A 24072-nucleotide genomic window follows, 5' to 3' on the forward strand; every position below is an offset into this window, starting at 1 on the left:
CCGCGCACCGCGTGCGAGAACGGCCGGATCGCATGGAGAAAGGCGCACGATCATGACCTCAGTGCAGGTCGACAAGAAGCACGGCGACGGCAGTGGGGCCGAGGGCACGGGCGCGACCGAGGACGGCTCGGGCGAGGGTTACCAGCGAGGACTCGGCGCCCGCCAGATCCAGATGATCGCCATCGGCGGCGCCATCGGAACGGGCCTCTTCCTCGGCGCGGGCAAGGGCATCTCCAAGGCCGGCCCCAGCCTGATCCTCGCGTACGCCATCGCGGGCCTGGTCATCTTCTTCATCATGCGGGCGCTCGGCGAGCTGCTCATGTACCGCCCGGTGTCGGGCTCCTTCTCGGAGTACGCCCGCGAGTTCCTCGGTCCCTTCTTCGGGTTCGTGACCGGCTGGACGTACTGGCTCTTCTGGGTCGTGACCGGCATCACCGAGGTCACCGCCGCCTCCGAGTACATGCAGTACTGGACCAAGGACGCCACCGGCTGGATCAACCAGCCGCAGTGGGTCTTCGCCCTGATCTTCACCGTGATCCTCTTCGGCGCGAACCTGATCTCGGTCAAGCTCTTCGGCGAACTGGAGTTCTGGTTCTCGATGGTCAAGGTCACGGCCATCATCGGCATGATCCTGATCTGCGCCGGCATCCTGACGATCGGCTTCTCCGACGCGGGCGACACCGCCTCCGTCTCCCTCCTGTGGTCCGAGGGCGGGTTCTTCCCCAAGGGCATCGGCTCGACGCTGATGACGCTCCAGATGGTGATGTTCGCCTTCCTGGCCGTCGAACTGGTCGGGGTGACCGCGGGCGAGTCCAAGGACCCCAAGACCGTCCTGCCGAAGGCCATCAACACCGTCCCGTGGCGCATCGCCGTCTTCTACGTCGGCGCGCTGATCATGATCCTCTCGGTCGTCCCGTGGACGCACTTCCAGCCCGGCATCTCCCCGTTCGTCGCGGCCTTCGAGAAGATGGGCCTCGGCGTCGGCGCGGCGATCGTCAACTTCGTCGTCCTGACGGCGGCCCTGTCCTCCTGCAACTCGGGCATGTACTCCACCGGCCGCATGCTGCGCGACCTCGCGCTCAACGGCCAGGCCCCGAAGTTCTTCACCAAGCTGACCAAGCGCGGGCTGCCGCTGGCCGGCACGTCCTTCTCGGCCGCGCTGATGCTGGTCGGCGTGTGGATCAACTACCAGTGGCCGGGCGAGGCGTTCGACTACGTCGTCTCCTTCGCCACCATCTCCGGCATGTGGGCCTGGATCATGATCCTCTGCTCGCAGATCAAGTACCGCCGGATGTCCGACGCGGGCCTGCTGCCGAAGTCGTCCTTCCGGGCGCCGGGCGCCCCGTGGACGAGCTGGTTCGCGCTGGGCTTCATCGGCCTGGTGATCGTGCTGATGGGCATCGACGAGGACGCCCGGATCTCGCTGGTCTGCGCGCCGTTCTGGGCGCTGCTGCTGGGCGTCTCGTACCTGGTCATGAAGGCCCGGAACCCGGAGAAGTTCGCCGCCAAGAAGTAACCCCGTCCAGCATGCGGTCCCGCTCGTACCATCCCTCGGTACGGGCGGGACCCTTTGCTTATCCTGGCCGCATGCTGACCATTTCCCGGACCGTCTACGACCAGATCGTGGCCCACGCGCGCGCCGACCACCCCGACGAGGCGTGCGGCGTGGTCGCCGGTCCCGAGGGCACCGGCCGCCCCGAACGCTTCGTCCCGATGCTGAACGCGGCCCGCTCGCCCACCTTCTACGAGTTCGACTCGGGCGACCTGCTGAAGCTGTACCGGGAGATGGACGACCGGGACGAGGAACCGGTGATCGTCTACCACTCCCACACGGCGACCGAGGCGTACCCCTCCCGCACGGACATCACGTACGCGAACGAGCCCGGCGCGCACTACGTCCTGGTGTCGACGGCCGACGCGGACGGCCTCGGCGACTTCCAGTTCCGCTCGTACCGGATCGTGGACGGGGTCGTCACGGAGGAAGAGGTCGAGGTGGTGGGGTAGCGGAGCGCCCGTCAGTAGTGGTGCCGGGCCTTGAGGATTCTGACTTCCTTCTCGTCGGCCCGGTACACCAGCCTGTGCTCGTCGTCGATCCTGCGTGACCAGTAGCCGGAAAGGTCGGCCTTCAGCGGCTCCGGCTTGCCGATGCCGCTGAAGGGGTCACGCTGAATTTCGTTGATGAGGCGAGCAATCCTCCGGGCGGCCTTGAGGTCCGCCCCGAGCCAGTACTGCAGGTCTTCCCAGGCGCCGGGTGAGAAGTGGACGCTCCTCACTCCTCTCCGCCGGTCATGGCGCGGAGCTCGTCCATATTCCGGATGACGCCGGGCTCCCCGGACCGATCCCAGGCGACGGCCTCCATGAGGCGACGCGCGTTCTCCGGGGAGCGCAGCAGGTAGACCGTCTCCTGCCAGGAGTCGTAGTCGTCGGCCGACATCAGGACGGCGTCCCCGGCCTTGGACGTGATGCGCACCGGGTCATGGTCGGTGTTGACACGCTCTATCAACGGAAACAGGGTCTTCCGGGCCTCGCTGGCGCTGATGGACATGGCGCATCCCATCCTTTCAGGGTGAACTACCAAGGTACCAGTCTGGTACGAGGTTCCGGTACCGGAGCCGGATGGGCGGCCCGTCCCGCCCGGGTGAGACACTGTGCCCGACTTGGGCGGCAGGACCCAGGAAGCCGGTGCGAATCCGGCGCGGTCCCGCCACTGTGACCGGACGCCACCCGCGTCCGGGAGCCAGGAACTGACCTGCCGCCTCACCATCCGCACCAGGGGACGAGGAAATCCCCGGAGGAGGCCTTCCGCATGCCCGTCCGCCGTGCCCGCACCGCCCTCGTCATAGCCGCGGTCCTGCTGCCGCTCACCGCCTGCGGAAGCGGGCAGCAGGGCCGCGGCCAGGACGAGCCGCAGGCCGCGTCCGCCGAGGGCTTCCCGTACACCGTCGAGAACTGCGGGGTGAAGACCACCTTCACCAAGGCCCCCGAGCGCGCCCTGCCCATGAACCAGCACGCGACGGAGGTCCTGCTGGAGCTGGGACTGGCGAAGTCCGTCACCGGCACCGCCTACCTGGACGACAAGGTTCTTCCGAAGTACGCCGCCGACTACGCGAAGATCCCGGTCATCGCCGAGGAGTACCCCTCCAAGGAGAAGCTCCTCGCCGCCGACCCCGACTTCGTCTACGGCGGTTACGCCTCCGCCTTCGACGCCAAGCAGGGCCGCAGCCGCGAGGACCTCGCGAAGTCCGGCATCCGGACCCGCCTGAACATCGAGTACTGCACGAAGGGCTCCAGCGCGGTCGACGACATCTACCGCGAGGTCGCCGAGACCGGCCGCACCTTCGGGGTCGGCGAGCGCGCCGACACCTGGGTCGCCGCCGCCAAGAAGACCGTCGCCGACACCGAGGCCCGGCTCAAGGGCGTGCGGCCGGTCAGCGTCTTCGCGTACGACAGCGGCGACAAGACCGCCTCCACCACCGGCGGCAAGGGCATCGCCAACGAGATGATCACCCGTGCCGGCGGCAGGAACGTCATGGCCGACGTCCCCAAGTCCTTCACCGACGCCTCCTGGGAGCAGGTCGTCACCCGCAAGCCGGACGTGATCATGATCATCGACTACGGCTCGACGACCGTCGAACAGAAGAAGAAGCGGCTGCTGGAGGACCCCGCGCTCCAGGACGTCCCGGCGGTCAGGAACAAGAAGTTCGCGGTCATGCCGCTGTCCGAACTGGTCGTCGGCGTCCGGGCCCCCGCAGCCATCGAACGGCTCGCCCGCCAGCTCCACCCCGAGCTCGCGAAGTAGCGCAAGCCGTGAGCTGCAAGACCCCGCCCGCCCGCGGGCCGCTGCGCTACACCCTCGTCCTCGCGGTCCTCGCCGCCGCCCTCGCGGCGGCGATGACCGCGGGGCTCGCCCTCGGGCAGGTCCGCATCCCGGCGTCCCAGGTCCTCGACATCGTCACCGGGAACGCCGGCCCCAGCCCCTTCCGCACGATCGTCCTGGACGTGCGCATGCCGCGCGTCCTGCTCGGCGCGATCGTCGGGGCCGGGCTCGCCGTGGTCGGCACGGTCCTCCAGGCCCTCGTCCGCAACCCGCTCGCCGACCCGTACCTGCTCGGGATCTCCTCCGGGGCCTCGGCGGGCGTCGTGCTGGTCATCGTCTTCGGGCTCGGCAGCGGGCTCGGACTCGCGACCACCGTGACCATGCCCGCCGGCGCCTTCGCGGGGTCGCTGCTCGCGCTTGTCCTCGTCTACGCGCTGGCCCGGCGGGGCGGGCAGATGACCGGGACCCGGCTGGTGCTGGCCGGGGTCGCCGTCGCGTACATCCTGTCGGCGCTGACCAGCCTGATCATGGTGACCTCCGCGAAGCGCGAGCACTTCCAGGAGGCCATGTACTGGACGCTGGGCGGGCTCGGGAGCGCGCGGTGGGACGCGCTGCCGCTGCCCGCCGTGGTGCTCGTGGCCGGGACGGCGCTGCTCGTCGCGCTGGCGCGCCCGCTCGACCTGATGCTGGTGGGGGAGGAGGGGGCCACCGTCCTCGGACTCGACACCTCGCGCTTCAGGGCGGGCGTCTTCGTGCTGACCTCGCTGGTCACCGGGGTGCTGGTGTCGGTGTCCGGGGCGATCGGGTTCATCGGGCTGCTGGTGCCGCACGCGGCGCGGATGCTGGTGGGGGCCTCGCACCGGACGCTGCTGCCGGTCGTCGCGCTCGCCGGGGCCGCCTTCCTGGTCCTCGCCGACCTGGGAGCGCGGGTCGTCGCCGAACCGCAGGACATCCCGGTCGGCATCCTCACCGCCCTGATCGGCGGGCCGTTCTTCCTGTGGCTGCTGCGGCGGAGGCCGGAGGGGGCGCCCTCGTGAGGGCGGGGGCGGGGCGCCGTTCCGGCCGCCGCCCGGGGCAGTTCTCCCCGTCTCCCGCCCCTTGACTGACGCGCCTGCCGCGCGGCGGTGAGCGGTTCCCCGCGGGGGAGCGGGCGGCCGGTCGCGCGGTTCCCCGCGCCCCGAGAGCACTCCCCGCGCCCCGGGGAGCCGCCGAAGCCGTACCCCCCCGACGACTCCGAAGGAGCCCCCATGAGCCACCTCCGTACCGAAGGACTCTCCTACGGCGTCGACGGCCGGCACCTCGTCGACGCCGTCGACATCGAGGCCCGTCCCGGCGAGACCGTCGGCCTCGTCGGGCCCAACGGCAGCGGCAAGACCACCCTGCTGCGCTGCGTGTACGGCACCCTCGCCCCCACCCACGGCCGCGCCCTGCTCGACGGCGAGGACCTGCGCGCCATGGGCGCCAAGAAGCGCGCCCAGCGGCTCGCGACCGTGCCGCAGGACGGGCAGGCGGTGTTCGAGCTGACCGTCCGCGAGGTCGTCGCCATGGGCCGCTCCCCGCACAAGAAGTTCTGGGAGGCCGACACCGCCGCCGACCAGGAGCACGTCCGCCGGGCCCTCGACCGGGTCGGCATCGGCGCGCTCGCCGACCGCGCCTTCCCCTCCCTCTCCGGCGGTGAGCGCCAACGCGCCCTCGTGGCACGGGCGTTGGTGCAGGAGCCCGCTCTCGTCGTGCTCGACGAGCCGACCAACCACCTCGACATCCGCTACCAGCTCGAAGTCCTCGGCCTCGTACGCGCCATGGGCACCACCAACCTCCTCGCCCTCCACGACCTCAACCTCGCGGCCTACTACTGCGACCGCCTCTACGTCCTCGACGCCGGCCGCGTCGTCGCCGACGGCACCCCCGCGGAAGTCCTCACCCCCGACCTTCTCAAGCGGGTCTACGGGGTGAACGCCGAGGTCAGCACGCATCCCACCACCGGCGCGCCCACGGTCGTCTACCTCCCGCCATCGCGCTGAAGTCCGCCTGGCGGACGCATTCGTCTCGGCAGGCGAGATCACATGCCGGGATCCGGGCCGGGAATCTATACGATGACCGCATGGTTGCCCACGACGTGACAGCGAAGACGACGCCGAGCACAGTGCTGCTCGTGGCGCGCCTGCACGTCGACCTGTGCCGGCTCGACAGCGCCATCTGTACCGCCGCCTGACCCGCACCGACGCCACACCGAGACGTACGCCCCCCCCGCGCGGGGGACGAGAATGCCGCGCGCCCTTCCCGCCGACGTACCCGCGTCCACGTACGCACGCACTCCCGAACAGGAGCCCACGCCATGGCCATCGAGGTCCGCATCCCCACCATCCTCCGCACCCACACCGACGGCGCGAAGGCCGTCGAGGGCAACGGGGCCACCCTCGCCGACCTCTTCGCCGACCTGGAGACCCGCCACACCGGCATCCAGGAGCGCATCGTGGAGAAGGACAAGGGCGAGCTGCGCCGCTTCGTCAACGTCTACCTCAACGACGAGGACGTCCGCTTCCTCGACGGCATCTCCACCAAGCTCGCCGACGGCGACAGCGTGACGATCCTGCCCGCCGTCGCGGGCGGCTCCCGCTGACATGCGGTACGACTCCCCGCTCGCCGCCGTCGGCAACACCCCCCTGGTCCGCCTGCCGCGCCTCTCGCCCTCCGACGACGTCCGCATCTGGGCCAAGCTGGAGGACCGCAACCCGACCGGCTCGATCAAGGACCGCCCCGCGCTCCACATGGTCGAACAGGCGGAGAAGGACGGGCGGCTGACCCCCGGCTGCACGATCCTGGAGCCCACCAGCGGCAACACCGGCATCTCGCTGGCCATGGCCGCGAAGCTCAAGGGCTACCGCATCGTCTGCGTGCTGCCCGAGAACACCTCCCAGGAGCGCCGCGACCTGCTGGCCATGTGGGGTGCGGAGATCATCTCCTCCCCGGCGGCGGGCGGCTCCAACACGGCCGTCCGCGTCGCCAAGGAGCTGGCCGCCGAGCACCCGGACTGGGTCATGCTCTACCAGTACGGCAACCCCGACAACGCGGGCGCCCACTACGCCACCACCGGACCGGAGATCCTCACCGACCTCCCCTCGGTCACCCACTTCGTCGCGGGGCTCGGCACCACCGGCACCCTCATGGGCGTCGGCCGCTACCTGCGCGAACACAAGTCGGACGTGAAGATCGTCGCCGCCGAGCCGCGCTACGACGACCTCGTGTACGGCCTGCGCAACCTGGACGAGGGCTTCGTCCCCGAGCTGTACGACGCCTCCGTCCTCACCACCCGCTTCTCCGTGGGCTCCGCCGACGCGGTCACCCGCACCCGGGAACTCCTGGCGCAGGAAGGCATCTTCGCGGGCGTCTCCACGGGCGCGGCCCTGCACGCCGCGATCGGCGTCGGGAACAAGGCCCGCAAGGCGGGGGAGAGCGCCGACATCGTCTTCGTCGTCGCCGACGGCGGCTGGAAGTACCTCTCCACCGGCGTCTACACGGCCTCCACCACCGAGGCCGCCATCGAGACCCTGCACGGCCAGCTCTGGGCCTAGGGGTCTTCGTACGGTACGAGGAGGGGCCCGCGCCGAATTCCACGGCGTGGGCCCCTCCTCGTGCTCCCACGGCGGTCAGCGCACCGGTGCCGACCCCGCCCGCGCACCCTCCGCGGCCACCGTGGGCGGCACGTCCGGTGCGGGACCGCCGACCCTGCGGCGCAGGCGCTGCGGCATCCTCCGGTTCAGCCACTGCGCGGCGGGCTCCTCCACGTACCGGAACAGCGCCCACGACAGCGCGATCACCACGACCGCGCAACCGATCATGTCCAGCAGCACGCTGTTGTCGTCCCCGGCCCGGCCCCACGCGTAGGTGGCCAGGCGCGAGATGGAGTGGTGGATGAGGTAGAAGCCGTACGACCAGGCGCCCAGCAGGATCAGCGAGGGCTTGTTCAGCACCCCGCGGTGGCCGTTCACCTCCCGCTGCACGAACGCCAGGATGATCAGCATCGACAGCACGGCGATGACCGGCCGGATCGTGTAGTCGAGCTGCGCGACGACCGGCGCCGGCAGGTTGGCGCGACCCGTGTAGTACCCCCACACGTACAGCGCGAGCAGCACCACGGGGACGAACGGGCGCATCGGCAGCCGCCAGCCGCGCCGCACGGCCAGCGCGACGGTCATGCCCAGCAGGAACTGCGGCAGGTAGACGAGCGGGTTGCGCATGATCCAGCCCTCGAAGGAGGGCTCGAAGGTGGCCGCCGCCCACCAGTTCACCGCCCACATCCCGACCAGGCCGGCCGCCGTCGCGAGCGCCAGGGTGCGGGTGCGGTGGCGCACCGCGATGCGGGCGGCCAGCGGGAACAGGGCGTAGAAGAGCAGCTCGACGCTGAGCGTCCAGGTCACCTCGTTGCCGGGCAGGGTGGGCGTCACGCCCGGGAACCAGGTCTGCACCAGGAACAGCGAGGCGATCACGCTCGGCCAGTCGACGTGCTCGTGCGCGGCGACGTAGTACGCGTAGAAGCCCAGAACCGCCGCGGCCAGCGAGGCCGGCCAGATCCGGGCCATGCGCCGCCAGTAGAACGCGACCGGATGCTCCTGCGGCTTGAACACCCAGGTCAGCAGGAAGCCGGAGAGCACGAAGAAGAAGGTGACCCCGTGCCCGCCGATCATCGAGTACGGGAAGATCGCGGGCGCCGTGCCGTAACCGGTCTTGTTGCCGAGACCCGTGAAGTGGTGGGCGAACACGGCGAACGCGGCGAAGAATCTCAGGCTGGTGAGGGAGTCCAGCCGGTTCGGCAGCGCCGAGGAACGGACGGCCGACCGGAACGGGGCGGGGACGAGGCCGGGGCGTGGAGCGGTGAGCGTCGCAGTCACAGGCTTCTCATGGCGTCGGGGGCGGGGGGCGGGCGCCGTGCGGAGCGGCAGCGGTCGAGGCGGTCGGGGAGGGCCGGTCGGCCGACCGGGCTCTTGTCCGCCTGTCCGGACCTGTCCGTACCTGTCAGGCCTGGCCAGGTGGGACACCTGTCATGACGTCTGCCGCACGTGCACAACGCCACGGTTGGGGACGAGGCTACCGGGGCGGCAGAGGTGTTCACTCACGCGAGTGAACTACGGGAACGTGCGTGCGCTTCGGCCTTCCGGCGGCGGTGTGCCGGGGACGCGCGCACCCGCCGCCGATCCGGCACGGACCCCGTGCGCTGCCCCGGGACGCCCGGGTGGCGGACCCGGTGTGCGCCCTGCCCTGGGACGCCGGGCGGCGGACCCCGCGTGTGCTCCGTTCTGCGAAGCCGGGTGGTGGACCCGCTGCGCCCTCCTAGGACGCCAGGTGACGGACCTGGTCCCACACCGTCGGGTCCGCGACGCCGACCCGGCGGCGGAAGTCCTCCAGCGCGACGTCCCGCAGCTCGTCCGTCTCCAGGAAACTGGGGCGGCCCTGGGCGTCGCCCACCGAACCCGGCGGCAGCGGGATGACGCCCTGCCGCTCGTGGTGCCACTTGCTGGTGATCTTCGCGACGAGGACGTCGTCGCCGCGCACGCCCAGCACCAGGCACGGGCGGTCCTTCGACCCCGGCCCGTCCTCGTACGGCACGTCCGCCCACCAGATCTCACCGGGCTGCGGCAGCCGCTCGGGCCGTCTGCCGGGCCTGCGCCGGGGGCCCTCCGGCCTGCCCGGCGGGCGGGTCCGGCCGCCGGGCCGCCTGCCGGGCCTTCGGCCCCGGCCCCAGCCGTCGGACAGCGCGGCCATCAGTGCCAGCACGACCACGCCGAGCAGCGCCAGCCACCACGAGGTATCCATACCCCGACGCTACCGGCCCCCTCCGGCCCCGGCACGCCTCCACCCCCCTGTCGCCTCCGCCCCCTGCCCGCCCCCCGTCTCCTCGAACGCCCCGGCTCCCCTCCTCTTCCTCCCGGCCCCCCGGGCAGCGACCCGCCCTCCCCTCCGCGCCCCCGCTCCCCGGCGATCCGCGTGCCCACCGCCCCAACACCGCCCTCCGCGCCCCCAGTTCACGCCCCCCGAACCGGTGACGCCCCAGGTGAGTTGCCCCACAACGGCACACGGCCGAGGAGCGAGCACCCTTCCCGCGCCTTACGCTCGAACCCATCCCGCACCTCCCGCCCGCACCCACGGAGGCCCCGCTCAATGAAGCTCACCGTCGTCGGCTGCTCGGGGTCGTTCCCCTCCACGGAATCGGCCTGCTCGAGCTACCTCGTCGAGGCCGACGGCTTCCGGCTGCTGCTCGACATGGGCAACGGCGCCCTCGGCGAGCTCCAGCGCCACATCGGTCTGTACGACCTGGACGCGGTCTTCCTCAGCCACCTCCACGCCGACCACTGCATCGACATGACGGCGTACTTCGTCACCCGGTACTACCGCCACGACGGCGGCATGGCCCCCGCCCTCCCGGTGTACGCCCCCGAAGGCGCCGAGGAACGCCTCACCACGGCGCACGGCGCGACCCCCACCCCCGACTCCATGAGCCGGGTCTTCGACTTCCGCGCCCTCAAGTCCGGCAGCTTCGACATCGGCCCCTTCACCGTCCGCACGGAACAGGTGCGCCACCCCGTCGAGACGTACGGCATCCGGCTGGAGCACGGCGGCCGCACCCTCACGTACTCCGGCGACACCGGCCCCTGCGAGGCCCTGCACGAGCTGGCCGTCGGCGCCGACCTGCTGCTGTGCGAGGCGTCCTTCCTGGACGGCAAGGAGGACATCCCCGACCTGCACCTCAACGGCCGCGAGGCCGGCGAGCACGCCGCCCGCGCGGACGTCGGCCGGCTGGTCCTCACCCACATCCCGCCGTGGACCGACGAGGAGCAGAACCTCGCCGACGCCCGCGCCGCCTACCCCGGTCCCGCCGAGGTGGCCCGCCGGGGCGCGGTCTACGAGGTCTAGCGCCGGGAACGACACGAAGAAAGGGCCCCGGAACCGATCCCTCGGTTCCGGGGCCCTTCGTCAGGCGTGGTGCGGGCTACTTGGCCTCCGCCTTCTGCAGCTCCGCCAGCTCCTCGTCGGACTCGCGGCCCGGCGTCGGAATGTTGAACTTCGTGATCGCGAAGCGGAACAGGAAGTAGTAGACCACCGCGAAGCAGAGGCCGACCAGGACCAGCATCCAGGGCTTGGTCGCGATGCCCAGGTTGAGCAGGAAGTCGATCGCGCCGGCCGAGAAGCCGAAGCCGTCCTTCATGCCGAGCGCCCAGGTCAGGGCCATCGACACACCGGTCAGCACCGCGTGGACCGCGTACAGCGCCGGGGCCAGGAACATGAAGGTGAACTCGATGGGCTCGGTCACACCGGTCACGAAGGCGGTCAGCGCCAGCGAGAACATCATGCCGCCGACGATCTTGCGGCGCTCGGGGCGGGCGCAGTGGACGATCGCCAGGCAGGCCGCCGGGAGGGCGAACATCATGATCGGGAAGAAGCCGGTCATGAACTGACCCGCGTTCGGGTCACCCGCCAGGAAGCGGGCGATGTCGCCGTGCTTGCCGTCGAACTCGCCGGCCTGGAACCACGGGAAGGAGTTCAGCAGGTGGTGCATGCCGACCGGGATCAGCGCACGGTTGGCGACACCGAAGATGCCCGCGCCGACCGCGCCGGAGCCGACCAGCCACTCGCCGAAGTTGTGCAGCGCCGAGCCGAGGACCGGCCAGATGTAGCCGAAGACGATACCGACGACCAGGCCCGCGAAGGACGAGAGGATCGGGACCAGCCGGCGGCCGCCGAAGAAGCCCGCCCAGTCGGGCAGCTTGGTCCGGTAGAACTTCTGGTACAGCAGGGCCACGATCAGGCCCATCACGACGCCGCCGAGCACACCGGCGTTGACCGGGGCCTCGTTCATGACGATCTTGCCTTCGACGACCGCGGCGACCTTCGGCAGGTTGCTGTCGGTGAAGGTGGCGAGCACCTTCTGGAAGACCAGGTAACCGGCGACGGCGGCCAGCGCGGTCGAGCCGTCCGACTTCTTCGCGAAGCCGATCGCGATGCCGACGGCGAACAGGATCGCCATGTTGCCGATGATCGCGTCGCCGCCCGCGGCCATGAAGGTCGCGATCTTGTTGACGAACGCCCCGAAGGACTCACGGCCGAGCATGTCGGGCTGGCCGAGGCGGATGAGCAGCGCGCCGGCGGGCAGCACCGCGACCGGCAGCATGAGGCTGCGGCCGATGCGCTGCATGACCGACATCACGCCCGCGCCCTTCTTCTTCTCGGCCGCGGGGGCGGCGGCGCTGGCCTTGGGCATCTGATCCTCCAGGGGGGCAAGGCGCCGCCAGGGGACAGGAAAGAAGAGGGGACGGCGGCGTCTCCGGGGGTACGCGGCCCGAGGACTTCGGGGTCGCGTGGTCTAAACCACTCAGTGGTTTAGACCAGTTGTAACACGATGAGGGCGAGATAAGGAACCGCCGATTCCGGGGAGCCCTCCATAGCGCAAGAAAGCAGACAAAAGCCCCCGGACCGCAAGGGTCCGAGGGCCTGGGGGAGGAGGGGAGGAAGCCCCTAACCCGTTGCCATGTGCAGTTACTTGGCCGGTGTCCGCGGCGGGTGCGCCGCCGTGGTCACTTCGTGTTCTCCTTCTCCAGTTCCTCCTCCAGCTCCTCGGGCTCGCGGCCCGGGGTCGGCAGGTTGAACCTGGTGATCGCGAACCGGAAGAGCACGTAGTACACGACCGCGAAGCACAGTCCGATCGGGATGATCAGCCAGGGGTTCGTCGCCAGCTTCCAGTTGAGCAGGTAGTCGATCAGCCCCGCCGAGAAGGTGAACCCGTCCTTCACTCCGAGCGCCCACGAGACCGCCATCGACACACCCGTCAGCACGGCGTGGATCGCGTACAGCACCGGGGCGATGAACAGGAACGAGTACTCCAGCGGCTCCGTGATGCCGGTGACGAACGACGTCAGGCCCACCGACAGCATCAGACCGCCGACGGCCTTGCGCCGGTGCGGCTTGGCGCAGTGCGCGATGGCCAGCGCCGCCGCCGGGAGGGCGAACATCATGATCGGGAAGAAGCCCGTGGTGAACTGGCCCGCCGTCGGGTCGCCCGCCAGGAACCGTCCGATGTCCCCGTGCGCCTCGGTGCCGTCCGGCTTCTCGTAGCTGCCGAACTGGAACCAGATCGGCACGTTCAGGAACTGGTGCAGGCCGATCACCAGCAGGGCGCGGTTGGTGACGCCGAAGATCCCCGCGCCGATCGAGCCGAGCCCGATCATCCAGTCGCTGAAGCTCTCCAGCGCGTTGCCCACCGGCGGCCACACCCACAGGCACACCACGGCGAACAGGACCGCGACGAACGACATGATGATCGGCACCAGCCGCCGCCCGTTGAAGAAGCCCAGCCAGTCGACGAGCTTCGTGCGGTGGTACTTCTGCCAGAAGTACGCGGCCAGCAGCCCCATGACGATGCCGCCGAACACCCCCGGATTCTGGTACGTGAAGGCGCTCACCGTGCCGTCCGCCGCCTGGCACCCGGTGGCCGCGGCCTTCGCGCCGTCCACGCAGTCCTTCGGGAACTGGCGCAGCACGTTGTAGTACACGAGGAAGCCCGCCACCGCGGCCAGCGCGGTCGAGCCGTCCGCCTTCTTGGCCATGCCGATCGCGACACCGATGCAGAACAGCAGGGGCAGCCCGATGTTGGCGTCCAGCAGGGCGCCGCCCGCTCCGGCCATCACCTTGGCGACGTTGGTCCACCCGAGCCCGTCGTCGCCGAAGACGTCCGGCTGGCCCAGCCGGAGCAGGATTCCCGCCGCGGGCAGGACCGCGATCGGCAACTGGAGGCTGCGGCCCATCTTCTGGAGCCCCTGGAAGAGGCCGTTCCACCACTTCGGCGACGATGCCGTCGTGCTCTGCACACTCATGGGCGTCCTCCCGGAACAAGCCGACCTGCACGGGTGTTGCACACTGGTGTAGACCAGTTGCGATACGGTCCCCGGAGTACGACCGACCACGCACCACCGGTGATCGTCATCTTTCGTCACCGCCCGCACGTGCGCCCGAGAAGTTGGGCCAACCGTGGGTTAACGTGACAAAGCGGCCAACGCTGGGCCGACGCAGCGTGACGCAGCGACCTGTGACCACTCAAGGAGAAACACCATGGCCACCAAGGCTGAGAAGATCGTCGCCGGGCTCGGCGGGCTCGACAACATCGAAGAGGTCGAGGGCTGCATCACGCGCCTGCGCACCGAGGTCGTCGACCCCGAGCTCGTCGACGAGGCCGCGCTGAAGGCCGCCGGCGCCCACGGCGTCGTCAAGATGGGCACCGCCATCCAGGTCGTCATCGGCACCGACGCCGACCCGATCGCCGGCGAGATCGAAGACATGATGTGAGCCGCTGAGCTCCTCGCCGTGAGGGCCCGTTTCCAGCCACGGAAACGGGCCCTCACGCATGCGCGGAACAGCCCCCTCACCCGCACCCACTAGGCTCGGCCCCATGTCTCGAATCGACGGCCGCACCCCCGAACAGCTCCGCCCGGTCACCATCGAACGCGGATGGAGCAAGCACGCCGAGGGCTCCGTCCTCGTCTCCTTCGGCGACACCAAGGTCTTCTGCACCGCCTCCTTCACCGAGGGCGTCCCCCGCTGGCGCAAGGGCAGCGGCGAGGGCTGGGTCACCGGCGAGTACTCCATGCTGCCGCGCGCCACCAACACCCGCGGCGACCGCGAGTCCGTCCGGGGCAAGATCGGCGGCCGCACCCACGAGATCAGCCGCCTGATCGGCCGCTCCCTGCGCGCCGTCGTCGACTACAAGGCCCTCGGCGAGAACACCATTGTCCTGGACTGCGACGTCCTGCAGGCCGACGGCGGCACCCGCACCGCCGCCATCACCGGCGCCTACGTCGCCCTCGCCGACGCCATCGCCTGGGGCAAGTCCAAGAAGCTCGTCAAGCACAACCGCCAGCCCCTCACCGGCACCGTCGCCGCCGTCTCCGTCGGCATCGTCGACGGCGTCCCCCTCCTCGACCTCTGCTACGAGGAGGACGTGCGCGCCGACACCGACATGAACGTCGTCTGCACCGGCGACGGCCGCTTCGTCGAGGTCCAGGGCACCGCCGAGGCCGAGCCCTTCGACCGCAAGGAGCTCAACGCCCTCCTCGACCTCGCCGCCGGCGGCTGCGCCGACCTCTCCGCGCTCCAGGCACGCGCGCTGGCAACCGTGGACACCCCCGACGCGTCCTGACGGGTACGGGCGTACGGCCTCAACCCCGTACGCCCGTCCAGCCGCCGCAGTCCCTCGGGGGAGGAACCGCTTCCATGCAGTCGTACGCACGCCGCACCGCCCTGGCCCTGGCCGCCACCACGCTCACCCTCGGCGCGCTCACCGGCTGCGAAGCCGTGAACAAGGTCCTGGACTGCGCCGGCACGGCCGCCACCATCGCCGCGAGCGTGGACCGCCTCCAGACGGCCGTCTCCAACGCCGCGAACGACCCCCTCGCCTCCCAGCAGGCCCTCAACGACATCGACCGCGAGCTGAAGTCCCTCGGCGACAGGACCGACAACGCGGACCTCGCCAAGGCGGTCAAGGACCTCGGCACCGGCGTCGACAACGTCCGCAAGGCCGTCGACGGCGGCGACCCGACCCCCGACCTCACCCCCGTCACCAGCGCCGCGGGCGAGATCGGCAAGATCTGCACCCCGTAACTTGGGACGCATGACGACCCGCCTCATCCTCGCCACCCGCAACGCGGGCAAGATCACCGAACTCCGCACGATCCTCGCGGACGCGCAGCTCGGGTACGACTTGGTCGGCACGGACGCCTACCCCGACATCCCCGACGTCAAGGAGACCGGCGTCACCTTCGCCGAGAACGCCCTCCTGAAGGCCCACGCCATGGCTCGCGCGACGGGCCTGCCCGCCGTCGCCGACGACTCGGGCCTCGCGGTCGACGTCCTGCACGGCGCCCCCGGCATCTTCTCCGCCCGCTGGTCCGGCACCCACGGCGACGACCGCGCCAACCTGGACCTCCTGCTGGCCCAGCTCGCGGACATCGGCCCCGACCACCGCGCCGCCCACTTCGCCTGCGCGGCCGCCCTCGCCCTCCCCGACGGCACGGAACGCGTGGTCTCCGGCACGATGCCGGGCACCCTGCGCTACGCCCCGGCGGGCACGAACGGCTTCGGCTACGACCCGATCCTCCAGCCGGACGGCTACGACATCACCTGCGCCGAACTGACCCCCGCCGAGAAGAACGCCATCTCCCACCGCGGCAAGGCGTTCCGGGGACTGGTCCCGGTGCTGCGGGAACTGCTGGGCTGACGCCCGGCACCGTGCAGACGCCGAAGGGCCGCCCGTACCCGACGGGCGGCCCTTCGTGCTGTGTGCGGCCGGGGGGACTCGAACCCCCACGGGTTTTACCCCACTGGGACCTAAACCCAGCGTGACTGCCAATTCCACCACGGCCGCCTGCGCGCCCCCATCGTAAGGTGCGCGCACCGCCGGGCGGTGCGGGCCGTCAGAACTTCGGCTCGCGGGCCTGGGCCTCGACCAGTTCCGCCGCCTCCTCCTTGGTCCCGACCGAAGGGGGCGAGCCCTCCAGGGGCTGCTGGGCGGTCTCCTTCATGCAGGCCACCGCGATGATGCCGACCAGGGCCGCCGCCATCGAGTAGTAGGCCGGCATCAGGTTGTCGCCGGTCCAGGCGATCAGGCCGGTGACCACCAGCGGCGTCGTGCCGCCGAAGATCGAGGCGGAGAGGTTGTAGCCGACCGACAGGGAGCCGTACCGGACCGGGGTCGGGAAGAGGGCCGGGAGGGCGGCGGACATCGTGCCCAGGAGGCAGACCAGGGAGAGGCCCAGCATCAGCAGGCCCCCGACGACCGCCGGGATGCTGCCCTGGCCCAGCAGGAGGAAGGCCGGCAGGGAGAGGACGAAGAAGCCCACCATGCCGGTCATCAGGAGCGGCTTGCGGCCGAAGCGGTCGCTCAGCCTGCCGACCTGGCTGATGATCACCATGAGGAAGGCCATGACGGCCAGGAGGATCAGGAGGCCGTGGGTCTCCGAGTAGCCTAGCTCCTTGGAGAGGTAGGTGGGCATGTAGGAGAGCAGCATGTAGTCGGTGATGTTGTACGCGCCGACCAGGCAGATGCAGAGGATGAGGGTGGGCCAGTAGTCGCGGAAGATGCGGCCGAGGTCGCCCTTGGTGGACTTCTCGACGGCGTCGGCGGCCTCCGAGGCGCGGGCGTTCTCGGCTTCGAGCTTCTGGAAGGCCGGGGTCTCGTCCAGCCTCATCCGCAGGTAGAGCCCGATGAGGCCCATCGGCGCGGCGACGAGGAACGGGACGCGCCAGCCCCACTCGCGCATGACGTCGTTGCCCAGGAGCGCGGTCAGCGCCGTGACCAGGCCGGCCGCGCCGACGTAACCGGCGAGCGTGCCGAACTCCAGGAAGCTGCCGAAGAAGCCGCGGCGCTTGTCGGGCGCGTACTCGGCGATGAAGGTGGACGCTCCGCCGTACTCGCCGCCGGTCGAGAAGCCCTGGAGCATGCGGAAGAAGATCAGCAGGATCGGCGCCCAGACGCCGATGGAGTCCCAGGACGGGATGAGGCCGATGGCGAGCGTGCCGACCGACATCAGGATCATCGTGAGGGCGAGGACCTTCTTGCGGCCGATCTTGTCGCCCATCGGGCCGAAGAACATGCCGCCGAGCGGCCGCACCAGGAAGGCCACCGCGAAGGTCGCGAAGGAGGAGAGGAGCTGGGCCGTGTCGTTCCCGGACGGGAAGAAGACCTGACCGAGGGTGACCGCCAGATAGGAGTAGATGCCGAAGTCGAACCACTCCATGGCATTGCCGAGGGAGGCGGCCTTCACGGCTCTCTTCACGGCCGCTTCGTCGGTGACGGTGATGTCGGAGCGGCGCAGCGGCGGGTTCCTGCGGCGGTTCAGGGCGCGGAAGAGGACGCGGTGACGCTTGACCGCCTCGGGGTCCTCGGCCCGGCGGGGGGCGGTGGGCGTCATGGTCGGGTCCTCCTGGGGCAGGTGATGCGGGTGTTCCAGGAGGTACGTCTGCACGATTGCGCCGGGGGCAAACAAAAATCCCACCGCCCGGCGGTGGGATTTCCATCACGCGGTTCTTACACAGGGTGATAAGGGTCAGATCTTCAGGTCCTTCATGATCTTCGCGACATGGCCCGTGGCCTTGACGTTGTAGAAGGCGTGCTCGACCTTGCCGTCCTCGTCGACGACGACGGTGGAGCGGATGACGCCGGTCACCGTCTTGCCGTACAGCTTCTTCTCGCCGTACGCGCCGTACGCCTCCAGCACCGTCTTGTCCGGGTCGCCGACCAGGGTGACCTTCAGGGACTCCTTCTCGCGGAACTTCGCGAGCTTCTCCGGCTTGTCGGGGGAGACGCCGATGACGTCGTACCCGGCGGCGGCCAGCACGTCGAGGTTGTCGGTGAAGTCGCAGGCCTGCTTGGTGCAGCCGGGGGTCAGGGCGGCCGGGTAGAAGTAGACGACGACCTTGCGGCCCCGGTGGGAGGCGAGGGAGACGTCCTTGCCGTCGGCGTCGGGCAGGGTGAAGTCGGGGGCGGTGTCGCCGGGCGCGAGGCGCTCGCTCATGAGGACTCCCGGGAGGGGGTAGGGGGCGGGTGATGGCTTGAGCGTAATGGGGGTGCCGATGGGTGCGAGCGCCCGGGAGCTGACAGACTGTCGTGACGGATTACCGGACCGGACCACGGAGGCGGCGCAGTGTCGGAAGCCAGGACCCCTGCGCAGATCGAGGCGGACATCGTCCGCAGGCGCGACCAGCTCGCTGTGACGCTGGACGAGATCGGTGTACGGCTGCACCCCAGGACCATCGTGGGGGACGCCAAGGCGAAGGCGAGGTCGGCTGTCGACGAGACCGCCGGGCGGGCGTTCGTGGCCGTGAACCGCAAGGTCACGGAGGTGCGGTCGCAGTTCGTGGACGCCGACGGCGCGCCCCGCGTCGACCGGCTGGTGCCGGTGGCGGTGGTCGCGGTGGCGGTCGTGGGGCTGCTGCTGGTGTCCTCGCGCCGTCGTAAGGGCTGACCCGCTCTCGGCCGGCGCCGGTCCGCAGAGGTAGGTTCGTGGTGTGAGCGAGAAGAACCAGCACGACGACAAACTGCCCATCCGGATGCTGCACGACCGTGTGCTGGTCTCCTCGGACACCCCCGAGGGCGAGCGCCGTTCGGGCGGCGGCATCCTGATTCCGGCCACGGCGGCCGTCGGCAAGCGCCTGGCGTGGGCCGAGGTGGTCGCCGTCGGGCAGAACGTGCGGAGTGTGGTGCCCGGCGACCGGGTGCTGTACGACCCGGAGGACCGGGCCGAGGTCGAGGTGCGCGGCACGGCGTACGTGCTGATGCGCGAGCGCGACCTGCACGCGGTGGCGTCGGAGCGGGTCTCCGAGGACGCGACAGGGTTGTACCTGTAGAGCCATACCGCTGGATTCGTACTTCCGGAGCCATACCTCCAGAACCGTGCGCCGAGGGCCTGGTGACCGTTGTCACCAGGCCCTTTCGCATGCCCTTTGCTACCGTGGAGGGACCCCGACGAGACGCGCCGTACCGGGACGGGCCCTGGGCTCATCGCAAAGACGACGCACCCGTGAGTTGTTCCGCGTTCTCGTTCTCGGAGGTGCCGTCATGGCATGGGTCCTGTTGGTCGTCGCCGGTCTGCTCGAAGTCGCCTGGTCGATCGGGATGAAGTTCACCGACGGGTTCACCCGGCTGTGGCCGAGCGTGTTCACCGGCGCCGGGATCGTCGTCAGCATGCTGCTGCTCTCGCAGGCCGCCAAGACGCTGCCCATCGGCACGGCGTACGGCGTGTGGGTCGGGATCGGTGCGGCCGGTGCGGCGGTGGTCGGGATGATCGTGCTGAACGAGCCCGTCACCGCCGCCCGGATCTTCTTCGTCTGTCTGCTGCTGGTGGCCGTGGTCGGCCTGAAGGCGACCTCGGGGCACTGACGTCAGCGCGGCGGCGCGTTCCCGTCGGCCGCCGGGCGGCGGCCCTGTTCGCCGCCGCCGATCAGGCCGCCGACCGGGTCGGGGACGCCGCCGTCGCCGCCCCCGTTGTCGCCGCCGCCCTGGTCGCCGCCTCCGTCGGCGGCGGCGGCGCCGTCGTTGCCGCCGGTCGGACCGCCGCCGGTGTCGTTGCCTCCGTCGGCGGCCGCACCGCCGTTGTCGCCGCCGCCCTGGTCGCCGCCGGTGGCCGCCGCGCCGCCGGTCCGGCCGCCCTGCTGGCCGCCGTCCGCCGCCGCGCCGCCGTTGTCGGTGCCGGGCCGCTGTCCGCCCGTGTCCTCGCTCGGCGGGGGCGCGACGGGCGGTGCGACCGGCGGCGGGACGACCGGGGCCTCGGAGCCCGCCTCGACCTCCAGGTCGAACTCCTTGGCCTCCTTGTCCTTGAGAGCGGCGGCCGTGTACTGCGCCCAGGTCTCGGCGGGCGCGCCGCCGCCGTTGATCCGGTCCTGGCCGAGCGCTCCGTACAGCGGCTTCTGGACGGCCGTGTCGGGGTCGGCCCCCATGACCGCCACGACGGTCGCCAGGTCCGGGGTGTAGCCCGCGAACCAGGCGGCCTTGTCCTCCTCGGCGGTGCCGGTCTTGCCCGCCGCCGGGCGTCCCGCGGCCTTCGCCGCGGCGCCCGTGCCGCCGTCGACGACGCTCCGCAGGATCGAGGTGGTGGTGTCGGCGGCGGTCCGCGAGACGACCTGCTTGGTCTCCTGTTGGGGCAGGGGCAGGTCCTCGCCGTTCTTGGAGATCTTTTCGACGAGTGAGTACGTGCCGCGCTTGCCGTGGTTGGCCAGGGTGGCGTACGCCTCGGTCATGTCGAGCACGCTCGCGGTGGCGACGCCGAGCGCGATGGAGGGGTAGGCGTTGAGCTCGGGCGTCTCCTCCGGCAGGCCCAGCGCGACCGCGGTCTCCTTGACCTTCGTGGGGCCGACGTCCACGGCCAGCTGCGCGTACACGGCGTTCACGGACTTGTCGGTGGCGGTGCGCACGGAGATGTTCCCGTACGACACGTCGTCCTCGTTCTCGGGCGCGAAGGGGATGGCGCTGCCGACCACGGGCCGCCTGTTGGTGCCGTCGTACACGGTGTTGGGGGTGATGGGCGTCCCGGCCTGGGTGGTGGAGCCGTTCTCGACGGCCGCGGTGAAGACGAAGGGCTTGAAGGTGGAGCCGACCTGGAAGTCGCGCCGGGTGGCGTTGGAGACGTACTGCTTGGTGTAGTCGATGCCGCCGTACAGGGCGACGACCTTGCCGGTGACCGGGTCGATGGAGGCGCCGCCGACGCGCACGTTGCGGTCGGCCCTGCGCTTCGCGGCGTCGGCCTTCTTCATGACGTTGTCCTCGACCGCCTGCACGAAGGCGTCCTGGCGGGGCTTGTCCAGGGTGGTGGTGATGCGGTAGCCGCCGGAGTTGAGGGTCTCGTCGTCGATGACCTTGTGGGCGGTCAGGTAGTCCTCGACGGCCTGCACGATGTAGCCGCGCTGCCCGGAGAGCCCGGCGGCGGGCCTGGCCTGCTGGGGCTGCGGGAACGTGATCTTCGTCCGGGCGGCCTGCTTGAGCCAGCCCTCCTTGACCATGCCGTCCAGGACGTAGTTCCAGCGGCCGAGCGCCTTGCCCCGGTTCTCGGGGTGGGTGGCGACGTCGTAGGCGTTGGGGGCGTTGAGCAGGGAGGCGAGGTAGGCGCCCTCGGGGGCGCCGAGCTGCTCGATGTCCTTGCCGTAGTAGGCCTGGGCGGCGGCCTGGATGCCGTAGGCGTTGCGGCCGAAGTAGCTGGTGTTGAGGTAGCCCTCCAGGATGTAGTCCTTGGACTTCTCCCGGTTGAGCTTGATCGCGATGAAGAACTCCTTCACCTTGCGGGTGACGGTCTGTTCCTGGGCCAGGTAGTAGTTCTTCACGTACTGCTGGGTGATGGTGGAGCCGGACTGCTTGCCCTTGCCGGTGGCGGTGTTCCAGGCGGCGCGGATCATGGCCTGCGGGTCGACGGCGGGCTCGCCGTAGAAGCCGCGGTCCTCGGCGGCCAGGACGGCGTGCTGGATCGCCTTGGGGACCTGGGAGAGCTGGACGTTCTCCCGGTTGACCTCGCCGTCGCGGGCCAGCGGGGTGCCGTCGGCGTATAGGTAGACGTTGGACTGGGCGGTCGCGGTGTCGTTGGCCGCGGGGATCTTGACCATGGTGTAGCCGGCGACGAACGCGCCGCAGAGCAGCACCGCGACGAGCAGGAACGCGGCGAGCAGCATCCGCCAGGTGGGGAGGAGGCGCCGCCAGCCGGTGCGCCGGGGGCGCTTCTTCTTGCCCGGGGCGTCCTCGGGAGCGTCGGGGCCCGGCCCCCGATCCGGGTCCGGGTCCGGGACGGAGGGGTCCCGGGGGGCCCAGCCCGGCTGCTGCTGCGGCTCGTCGCTCATGCCTGTGGAGACTCCTCGGACGCGGCCAGAGGTTCACACTCCGGCATAACGGTGTCGTGTCGGGCGATTCGCATGTTCTCCCATGAAACACCGTGTTCCACCGCGAATCCCACTCGTCCTCACGGGGGGCGAGTAATCGCTCGCGGGCGGTGACCCCGTTGGGCTAGGGTCGTGCGCTTCGGTGCCGGGCGGCCTGCGGTGAGCCAAGTGGCACAACGAGCGAGGGGGTGGGGAGGTGCGGGTGCGCTCGCGGCTGTACGCACTGGTGGCCGCCGGCGGGTTCCGCCGGTACGCCACCTACCGCGCGGCGACCTGGGCGGGGGTCTTCACCAACACCGTCTTCGGCTTCATCCTCGCGTACACGTATACGGCCCTGTGGACCCAGCGTCCGCACCTGGGCGGCTACGAGCTCCCCCAGGCCCTCGCGTACGTGTGGATCGGCCAAGCCCTGCTGGCCGCGGCCTCGTTGATGGGCGGCGGCTTCGAGAACGACCTGATGGAACGCATCCGCACCGGCGAGATCGTCACCGACCTCTACCGGCCCGCCGACCTCCAACTCTGGTGGCTGGCAGCCGACTTGGGCCGCAGCGCCTTCCAGCTCCTGGGACGCGGCGTGGTGCCGATGGCGGTCGGCTCGCTCGCCTTCGAGGTGGCCGTGCCGTCGCCGTGGTGGCGCTGGCCCGCCTTCCTGGTCTCCGTCTTCCTGGGGTTCGTGGTGAGTTTCGCGCTGCGCTACCTGGTGGCGCTGAGCGCGTTCTGGCTGCTGGACGGGGCCGGGGTCAGCCAGCTCTCGTGGCTGGCGGGGATGTTCTTCTCCGGGATGCTGCTGCCGCTCAACCTCTTCCCCGGCACGCTGGGCGAGGTGGCGCGGGCGCTGCCGTGGTCCGCGCTGCTCCAGGTCCCGGCGGACGTGTACCTGGGGGTGCGCTCCGGATGGGACCTGCTGGTCGCGTACGCCTTCCAGGCGGGCTGGGCGGTCGCGCTGTTGACGGTGGGGCGGCTGCTGCAGGCGGCGGCGACCCGTCGGGTGGTGGTGCAGGGTGGCTGAGGAACGGCTGGTGCCCGCGCGCGGGCGGGCGGCGCTCGCGCGCGACGGGTTCCGTGCGTACGGGCTCATCGCGATGATGTGGATCCGCTCCACGATGGCCTACCGGACCTCCTTCGCGCTGACGACCGTCGCGCACTTCGCGGGGACCGGGCTCGACTTCGTGGCCGTGCTGCTGATGTTCGGGCACGTGGAGCGGCTCGGCGGCTTCTCGCTGGGCGAGGTGGCCTTCCTGTACGGGGTGGCGGGGGCGGCCCTGGGGATCGGCGACCTGGCGATGGGCACCATGGGCCGGGTGGGCCAGCGGGTCCGCGACGGCACGCTGGACACGCTGCTGGTACGGCCGGCGCCGGTGCTGGCGCAGCTCGCGGCGGACCACTTCGCGCTGCGCAGGATCGGCCGGATCACCCAGGGGCTGGCCGTGCTGGCGTACGCGATCACACAGTTGGACGAGGTGGAGTGGACGCCGCTGAAGGCGTTGCTGGTGCCGGTGATGATGCTGAGCGGCGGGGCGATCTTCGCGGCGCTGTTCACGATGGGCGGCGCGTTCCAGTTCCTGGCGCAGGACGCGGCGGAGGTGCAGTCCGCGTTCACCTTCGGGGGCAACACGCTGCTCCAGTACCCGCCGACGGTCTTCGCGAAGGACCTGGTGCGCGGGGTGACCTTCCTGCTGCCGCTGGCGTTCGTGAACTGGATTCCGGTGATGTACGTGCTGGGGCGGCCGTATCCGCTGGAGGTGCCCGGGTGGTTCGCCTTCCTGTCGCCGGTGGTGGCGGTGGGGTTCTGGGTGGCGGCGGGGCTGTTGTGGCGGCTGGGCCTGCGGTCGTACCGCAGTACGGGGAGCTGACTT

General features: G+C 70.6%; 26 protein-coding genes, 1 tRNA gene, 1 pseudogene and 2 riboswitches. Of the genes and pseudogenes, 18 read left to right on the top strand and 10 right to left on the bottom strand.

Annotated elements, in window-relative coordinates; genetic code table 11:
• Nucleotides 1-52: 52 nt before the first annotated feature.
• Both ACIP93_RS21970 and ACIP93_RS21975 read left to right on the top strand, forming a co-directional pair.
• Entirely contained in the window at nucleotides 53-1516 is a 1464-nt protein-coding gene (locus ACIP93_RS21970; RefSeq protein WP_401761134.1) for an amino acid permease, read from the top strand.
• A 71-nt stretch (nucleotides 1517-1587) separates the two neighbouring features.
• Nucleotides 1588-2004, top strand: a complete 417-nt coding sequence (locus ACIP93_RS21975) for a M67 family metallopeptidase (protein WP_345222552.1) — start codon at nucleotides 1588-1590, stop codon at nucleotides 2002-2004.
• 11 nt (nucleotides 2005-2015) lie between these two features.
• Here ACIP93_RS21975 and ACIP93_RS21980 read toward each other — a convergent pair whose 3' ends face one another.
• Nucleotides 2016-2273 carry a Txe/YoeB family addiction module toxin gene (locus ACIP93_RS21980; protein ID WP_345222554.1) on the bottom strand — a complete coding sequence of 86 codons (258 nt, stop codon included), beginning with the start codon at nucleotides 2271-2273 and terminating at the stop codon, nucleotides 2016-2018.
• Nucleotides 2270-2545, bottom strand: a complete 276-nt coding sequence (locus ACIP93_RS21985) for a type II toxin-antitoxin system Phd/YefM family antitoxin (protein WP_345222557.1) — start codon at nucleotides 2543-2545, stop codon at nucleotides 2270-2272. Before ACIP93_RS21985 ends, ACIP93_RS21980 begins: the two co-directional genes overlap by 4 nt.
• 127 nt (nucleotides 2546-2672) lie before the next feature.
• A riboswitch (cobalamin riboswitch) is annotated at nucleotides 2673-2747 on the top strand.
• Between the two features lie 59 nt (nucleotides 2748-2806).
• On the opposite strand from ACIP93_RS21985, the gene ACIP93_RS21990 reads away from it, so the two are divergent.
• From ACIP93_RS21990 to ACIP93_RS22015, 6 genes are all read left to right on the top strand, one after another.
• Nucleotides 2807-3799: an ABC transporter substrate-binding protein gene (locus ACIP93_RS21990; protein WP_401761136.1), complete on the top strand. Its 993-nt coding sequence runs from the start codon at nucleotides 2807-2809 to the stop codon at nucleotides 3797-3799.
• 8 nt (nucleotides 3800-3807) lie between these two features.
• Nucleotides 3808-4854 (top strand): iron ABC transporter permease, encoded by a 1047-nt coding sequence (locus ACIP93_RS21995; RefSeq protein ID WP_345222563.1) that lies wholly within the window; start codon nucleotides 3808-3810, stop codon nucleotides 4852-4854.
• Between the two features lie 210 nt (nucleotides 4855-5064).
• Complete coding sequence (locus ACIP93_RS22000; RefSeq protein WP_401761138.1) at nucleotides 5065-5838, top strand: ABC transporter ATP-binding protein; 774 nt, start codon at nucleotides 5065-5067, stop codon at nucleotides 5836-5838.
• 80 nt (nucleotides 5839-5918) lie between these two features.
• Nucleotides 5919-6029: a putative leader peptide gene (locus ACIP93_RS22005; protein ID WP_318299655.1), complete on the top strand. Its 111-nt coding sequence runs from the start codon at nucleotides 5919-5921 to the stop codon at nucleotides 6027-6029.
• Nucleotides 6030-6152: 123 nt separating this feature from the next.
• On the top strand, nucleotides 6153-6437 hold the full coding sequence (locus tag ACIP93_RS22010) for a MoaD/ThiS family protein (RefSeq protein WP_266653394.1): 285 nt from the start codon (nucleotides 6153-6155) through the stop codon (nucleotides 6435-6437).
• 1 nt (nucleotide 6438) lies between these two features.
• Nucleotides 6439-7389: a PLP-dependent cysteine synthase family protein gene (locus ACIP93_RS22015; RefSeq protein WP_401761140.1), complete on the top strand. Its 951-nt coding sequence runs from the start codon at nucleotides 6439-6441 to the stop codon at nucleotides 7387-7389.
• Nucleotides 7390-7464: 75 nt separating this feature from the next.
• Here the strand turns inward: ACIP93_RS22015 and ACIP93_RS22020 are convergent, their stop codons facing one another.
• Nucleotides 7465-8706, bottom strand: a complete 1242-nt coding sequence (locus tag ACIP93_RS22020) for an acyltransferase (RefSeq protein ID WP_345222581.1) — start codon at nucleotides 8704-8706, stop codon at nucleotides 7465-7467.
• A gap of 439 nt (nucleotides 8707-9145) precedes the next feature.
• A complete protein-coding gene (locus ACIP93_RS22025; protein WP_345222585.1) occupies nucleotides 9146-9628 on the bottom strand; it encodes a type II toxin-antitoxin system PemK/MazF family toxin in 483 nt (160 codons plus the stop codon).
• 345 nt (nucleotides 9629-9973) lie between these two features.
• On the opposite strand from ACIP93_RS22025, the gene ACIP93_RS22030 reads away from it, so the two are divergent.
• Nucleotides 9974-10726: an MBL fold metallo-hydrolase gene (locus tag ACIP93_RS22030; RefSeq protein WP_401761143.1), complete on the top strand. Its 753-nt coding sequence runs from the start codon at nucleotides 9974-9976 to the stop codon at nucleotides 10724-10726.
• A 76-nt stretch (nucleotides 10727-10802) separates the two neighbouring features.
• Here ACIP93_RS22030 and ACIP93_RS22035 read toward each other — a convergent pair whose 3' ends face one another.
• Nucleotides 10803-12071: a PTS transporter subunit EIIC gene (locus tag ACIP93_RS22035; protein ID WP_345222589.1), complete on the bottom strand. Its 1269-nt coding sequence runs from the start codon at nucleotides 12069-12071 to the stop codon at nucleotides 10803-10805.
• 313 nt (nucleotides 12072-12384) lie between these two features.
• Nucleotides 12385-13680 carry a PTS transporter subunit EIIC gene (locus tag ACIP93_RS22040; RefSeq protein WP_345222592.1) on the bottom strand — a complete coding sequence of 432 codons (1296 nt, stop codon included), beginning with the start codon at nucleotides 13678-13680 and terminating at the stop codon, nucleotides 12385-12387.
• Between the two features lie 196 nt (nucleotides 13681-13876).
• On the opposite strand from ACIP93_RS22040, the pseudogene ACIP93_RS22045 reads away from it, so the two are divergent.
• The 4 genes and pseudogenes from ACIP93_RS22045 to rdgB form a co-directional block, all read left to right on the top strand.
• A pseudogene (locus tag ACIP93_RS22045) lies at nucleotides 13877-14149 on the top strand (glucose PTS transporter subunit EIIB); the annotation flags it as partial.
• 103 nt (nucleotides 14150-14252) lie between these two features.
• On the top strand, nucleotides 14253-14999 hold the full coding sequence (gene rph / locus ACIP93_RS22050) for a ribonuclease PH (RefSeq protein WP_345222595.1): 747 nt from the start codon (nucleotides 14253-14255) through the stop codon (nucleotides 14997-14999).
• Nucleotides 15000-15073: 74 nt separating this feature from the next.
• Nucleotides 15074-15460 carry a hypothetical protein gene (locus ACIP93_RS22055; protein WP_345222596.1) on the top strand — a complete coding sequence of 129 codons (387 nt, stop codon included), beginning with the start codon at nucleotides 15074-15076 and terminating at the stop codon, nucleotides 15458-15460.
• A gap of 10 nt (nucleotides 15461-15470) precedes the next feature.
• Nucleotides 15471-16076, top strand: a complete 606-nt coding sequence (gene rdgB, locus ACIP93_RS22060) for an RdgB/HAM1 family non-canonical purine NTP pyrophosphatase (protein WP_401761146.1) — start codon at nucleotides 15471-15473, stop codon at nucleotides 16074-16076.
• Nucleotides 16077-16139: 63 nt separating this feature from the next.
• On the opposite strand, the gene ACIP93_RS22065 is transcribed toward rdgB, so the two are convergent.
• The 3 genes from ACIP93_RS22065 to bcp all read right to left on the bottom strand — a co-directional run bounded on the left by ACIP93_RS22065 (nucleotide 16140) and on the right by bcp (nucleotide 18372).
• Nucleotides 16140-16223: transfer RNA gene (locus ACIP93_RS22065), tRNA-Leu, on the bottom strand.
• Between the two features lie 49 nt (nucleotides 16224-16272).
• Nucleotides 16273-17769 carry a glycine betaine/L-proline transporter ProP gene (gene proP / locus ACIP93_RS22070; RefSeq protein WP_345222601.1) on the bottom strand — a complete coding sequence of 499 codons (1497 nt, stop codon included), beginning with the start codon at nucleotides 17767-17769 and terminating at the stop codon, nucleotides 16273-16275.
• Nucleotides 17770-17904: 135 nt separating this feature from the next.
• The gene (bcp, locus tag ACIP93_RS22075; RefSeq protein ID WP_345222603.1) at nucleotides 17905-18372 is read right to left on the bottom strand and encodes a thioredoxin-dependent thiol peroxidase; all 468 of its coding nucleotides are present in this window, start codon (nucleotides 18370-18372) and stop codon (nucleotides 17905-17907) included.
• A gap of 129 nt (nucleotides 18373-18501) precedes the next feature.
• On the opposite strand from bcp, the gene ACIP93_RS22080 reads away from it, so the two are divergent.
• The 3 genes from ACIP93_RS22080 to ACIP93_RS22090 all read left to right on the top strand — a co-directional run bounded on the left by ACIP93_RS22080 (nucleotide 18502) and on the right by ACIP93_RS22090 (nucleotide 19736).
• Nucleotides 18502-18822: a DUF3618 domain-containing protein gene (locus ACIP93_RS22080; protein WP_345222605.1), complete on the top strand. Its 321-nt coding sequence runs from the start codon at nucleotides 18502-18504 to the stop codon at nucleotides 18820-18822.
• 85 nt (nucleotides 18823-18907) lie between these two features.
• On the top strand, nucleotides 18908-19204 hold the full coding sequence (locus tag ACIP93_RS22085; RefSeq protein ID WP_345226434.1) for a co-chaperone GroES: 297 nt from the start codon (nucleotides 18908-18910) through the stop codon (nucleotides 19202-19204).
• A gap of 87 nt (nucleotides 19205-19291) precedes the next feature.
• Nucleotides 19292-19376, top strand: a riboswitch (guanidine-III (ykkC-III) riboswitch).
• A gap of 39 nt (nucleotides 19377-19415) precedes the next feature.
• Entirely contained in the window at nucleotides 19416-19736 is a 321-nt protein-coding gene (locus tag ACIP93_RS22090; RefSeq protein ID WP_345222607.1) for a multidrug efflux SMR transporter, read from the top strand.
• Nucleotides 19737-19738: 2 nt separating this feature from the next.
• On the opposite strand, the gene ACIP93_RS22095 is transcribed toward ACIP93_RS22090, so the two are convergent.
• Complete coding sequence (locus tag ACIP93_RS22095; protein WP_401761149.1) at nucleotides 19739-22177, bottom strand: transglycosylase domain-containing protein; 2439 nt, start codon at nucleotides 22175-22177, stop codon at nucleotides 19739-19741.
• A 241-nt stretch (nucleotides 22178-22418) separates the two neighbouring features.
• On the opposite strand from ACIP93_RS22095, the gene ACIP93_RS22100 reads away from it, so the two are divergent.
• Both ACIP93_RS22100 and ACIP93_RS22105 read left to right on the top strand, forming a co-directional pair.
• Nucleotides 22419-23225 (top strand): ABC transporter permease, encoded by an 807-nt coding sequence (locus ACIP93_RS22100; protein ID WP_401761151.1) that lies wholly within the window; start codon nucleotides 22419-22421, stop codon nucleotides 23223-23225.
• Nucleotides 23218-24069: an ABC transporter permease gene (locus tag ACIP93_RS22105; protein WP_345222615.1), complete on the top strand. Its 852-nt coding sequence runs from the start codon at nucleotides 23218-23220 to the stop codon at nucleotides 24067-24069. The genes ACIP93_RS22100 and ACIP93_RS22105 overlap by 8 nt, the downstream gene beginning before the upstream one ends.
• The last annotated feature ends 3 nt before the right edge of the window (nucleotides 24070-24072 follow it).

This window comes from Streptomyces sp. NPDC088745 (assembly GCF_044751045.1).
Taxonomy (GTDB): Bacteria; Actinomycetota; Actinomycetes; order Streptomycetales; family Streptomycetaceae; genus Streptomyces; species Streptomyces cremeus.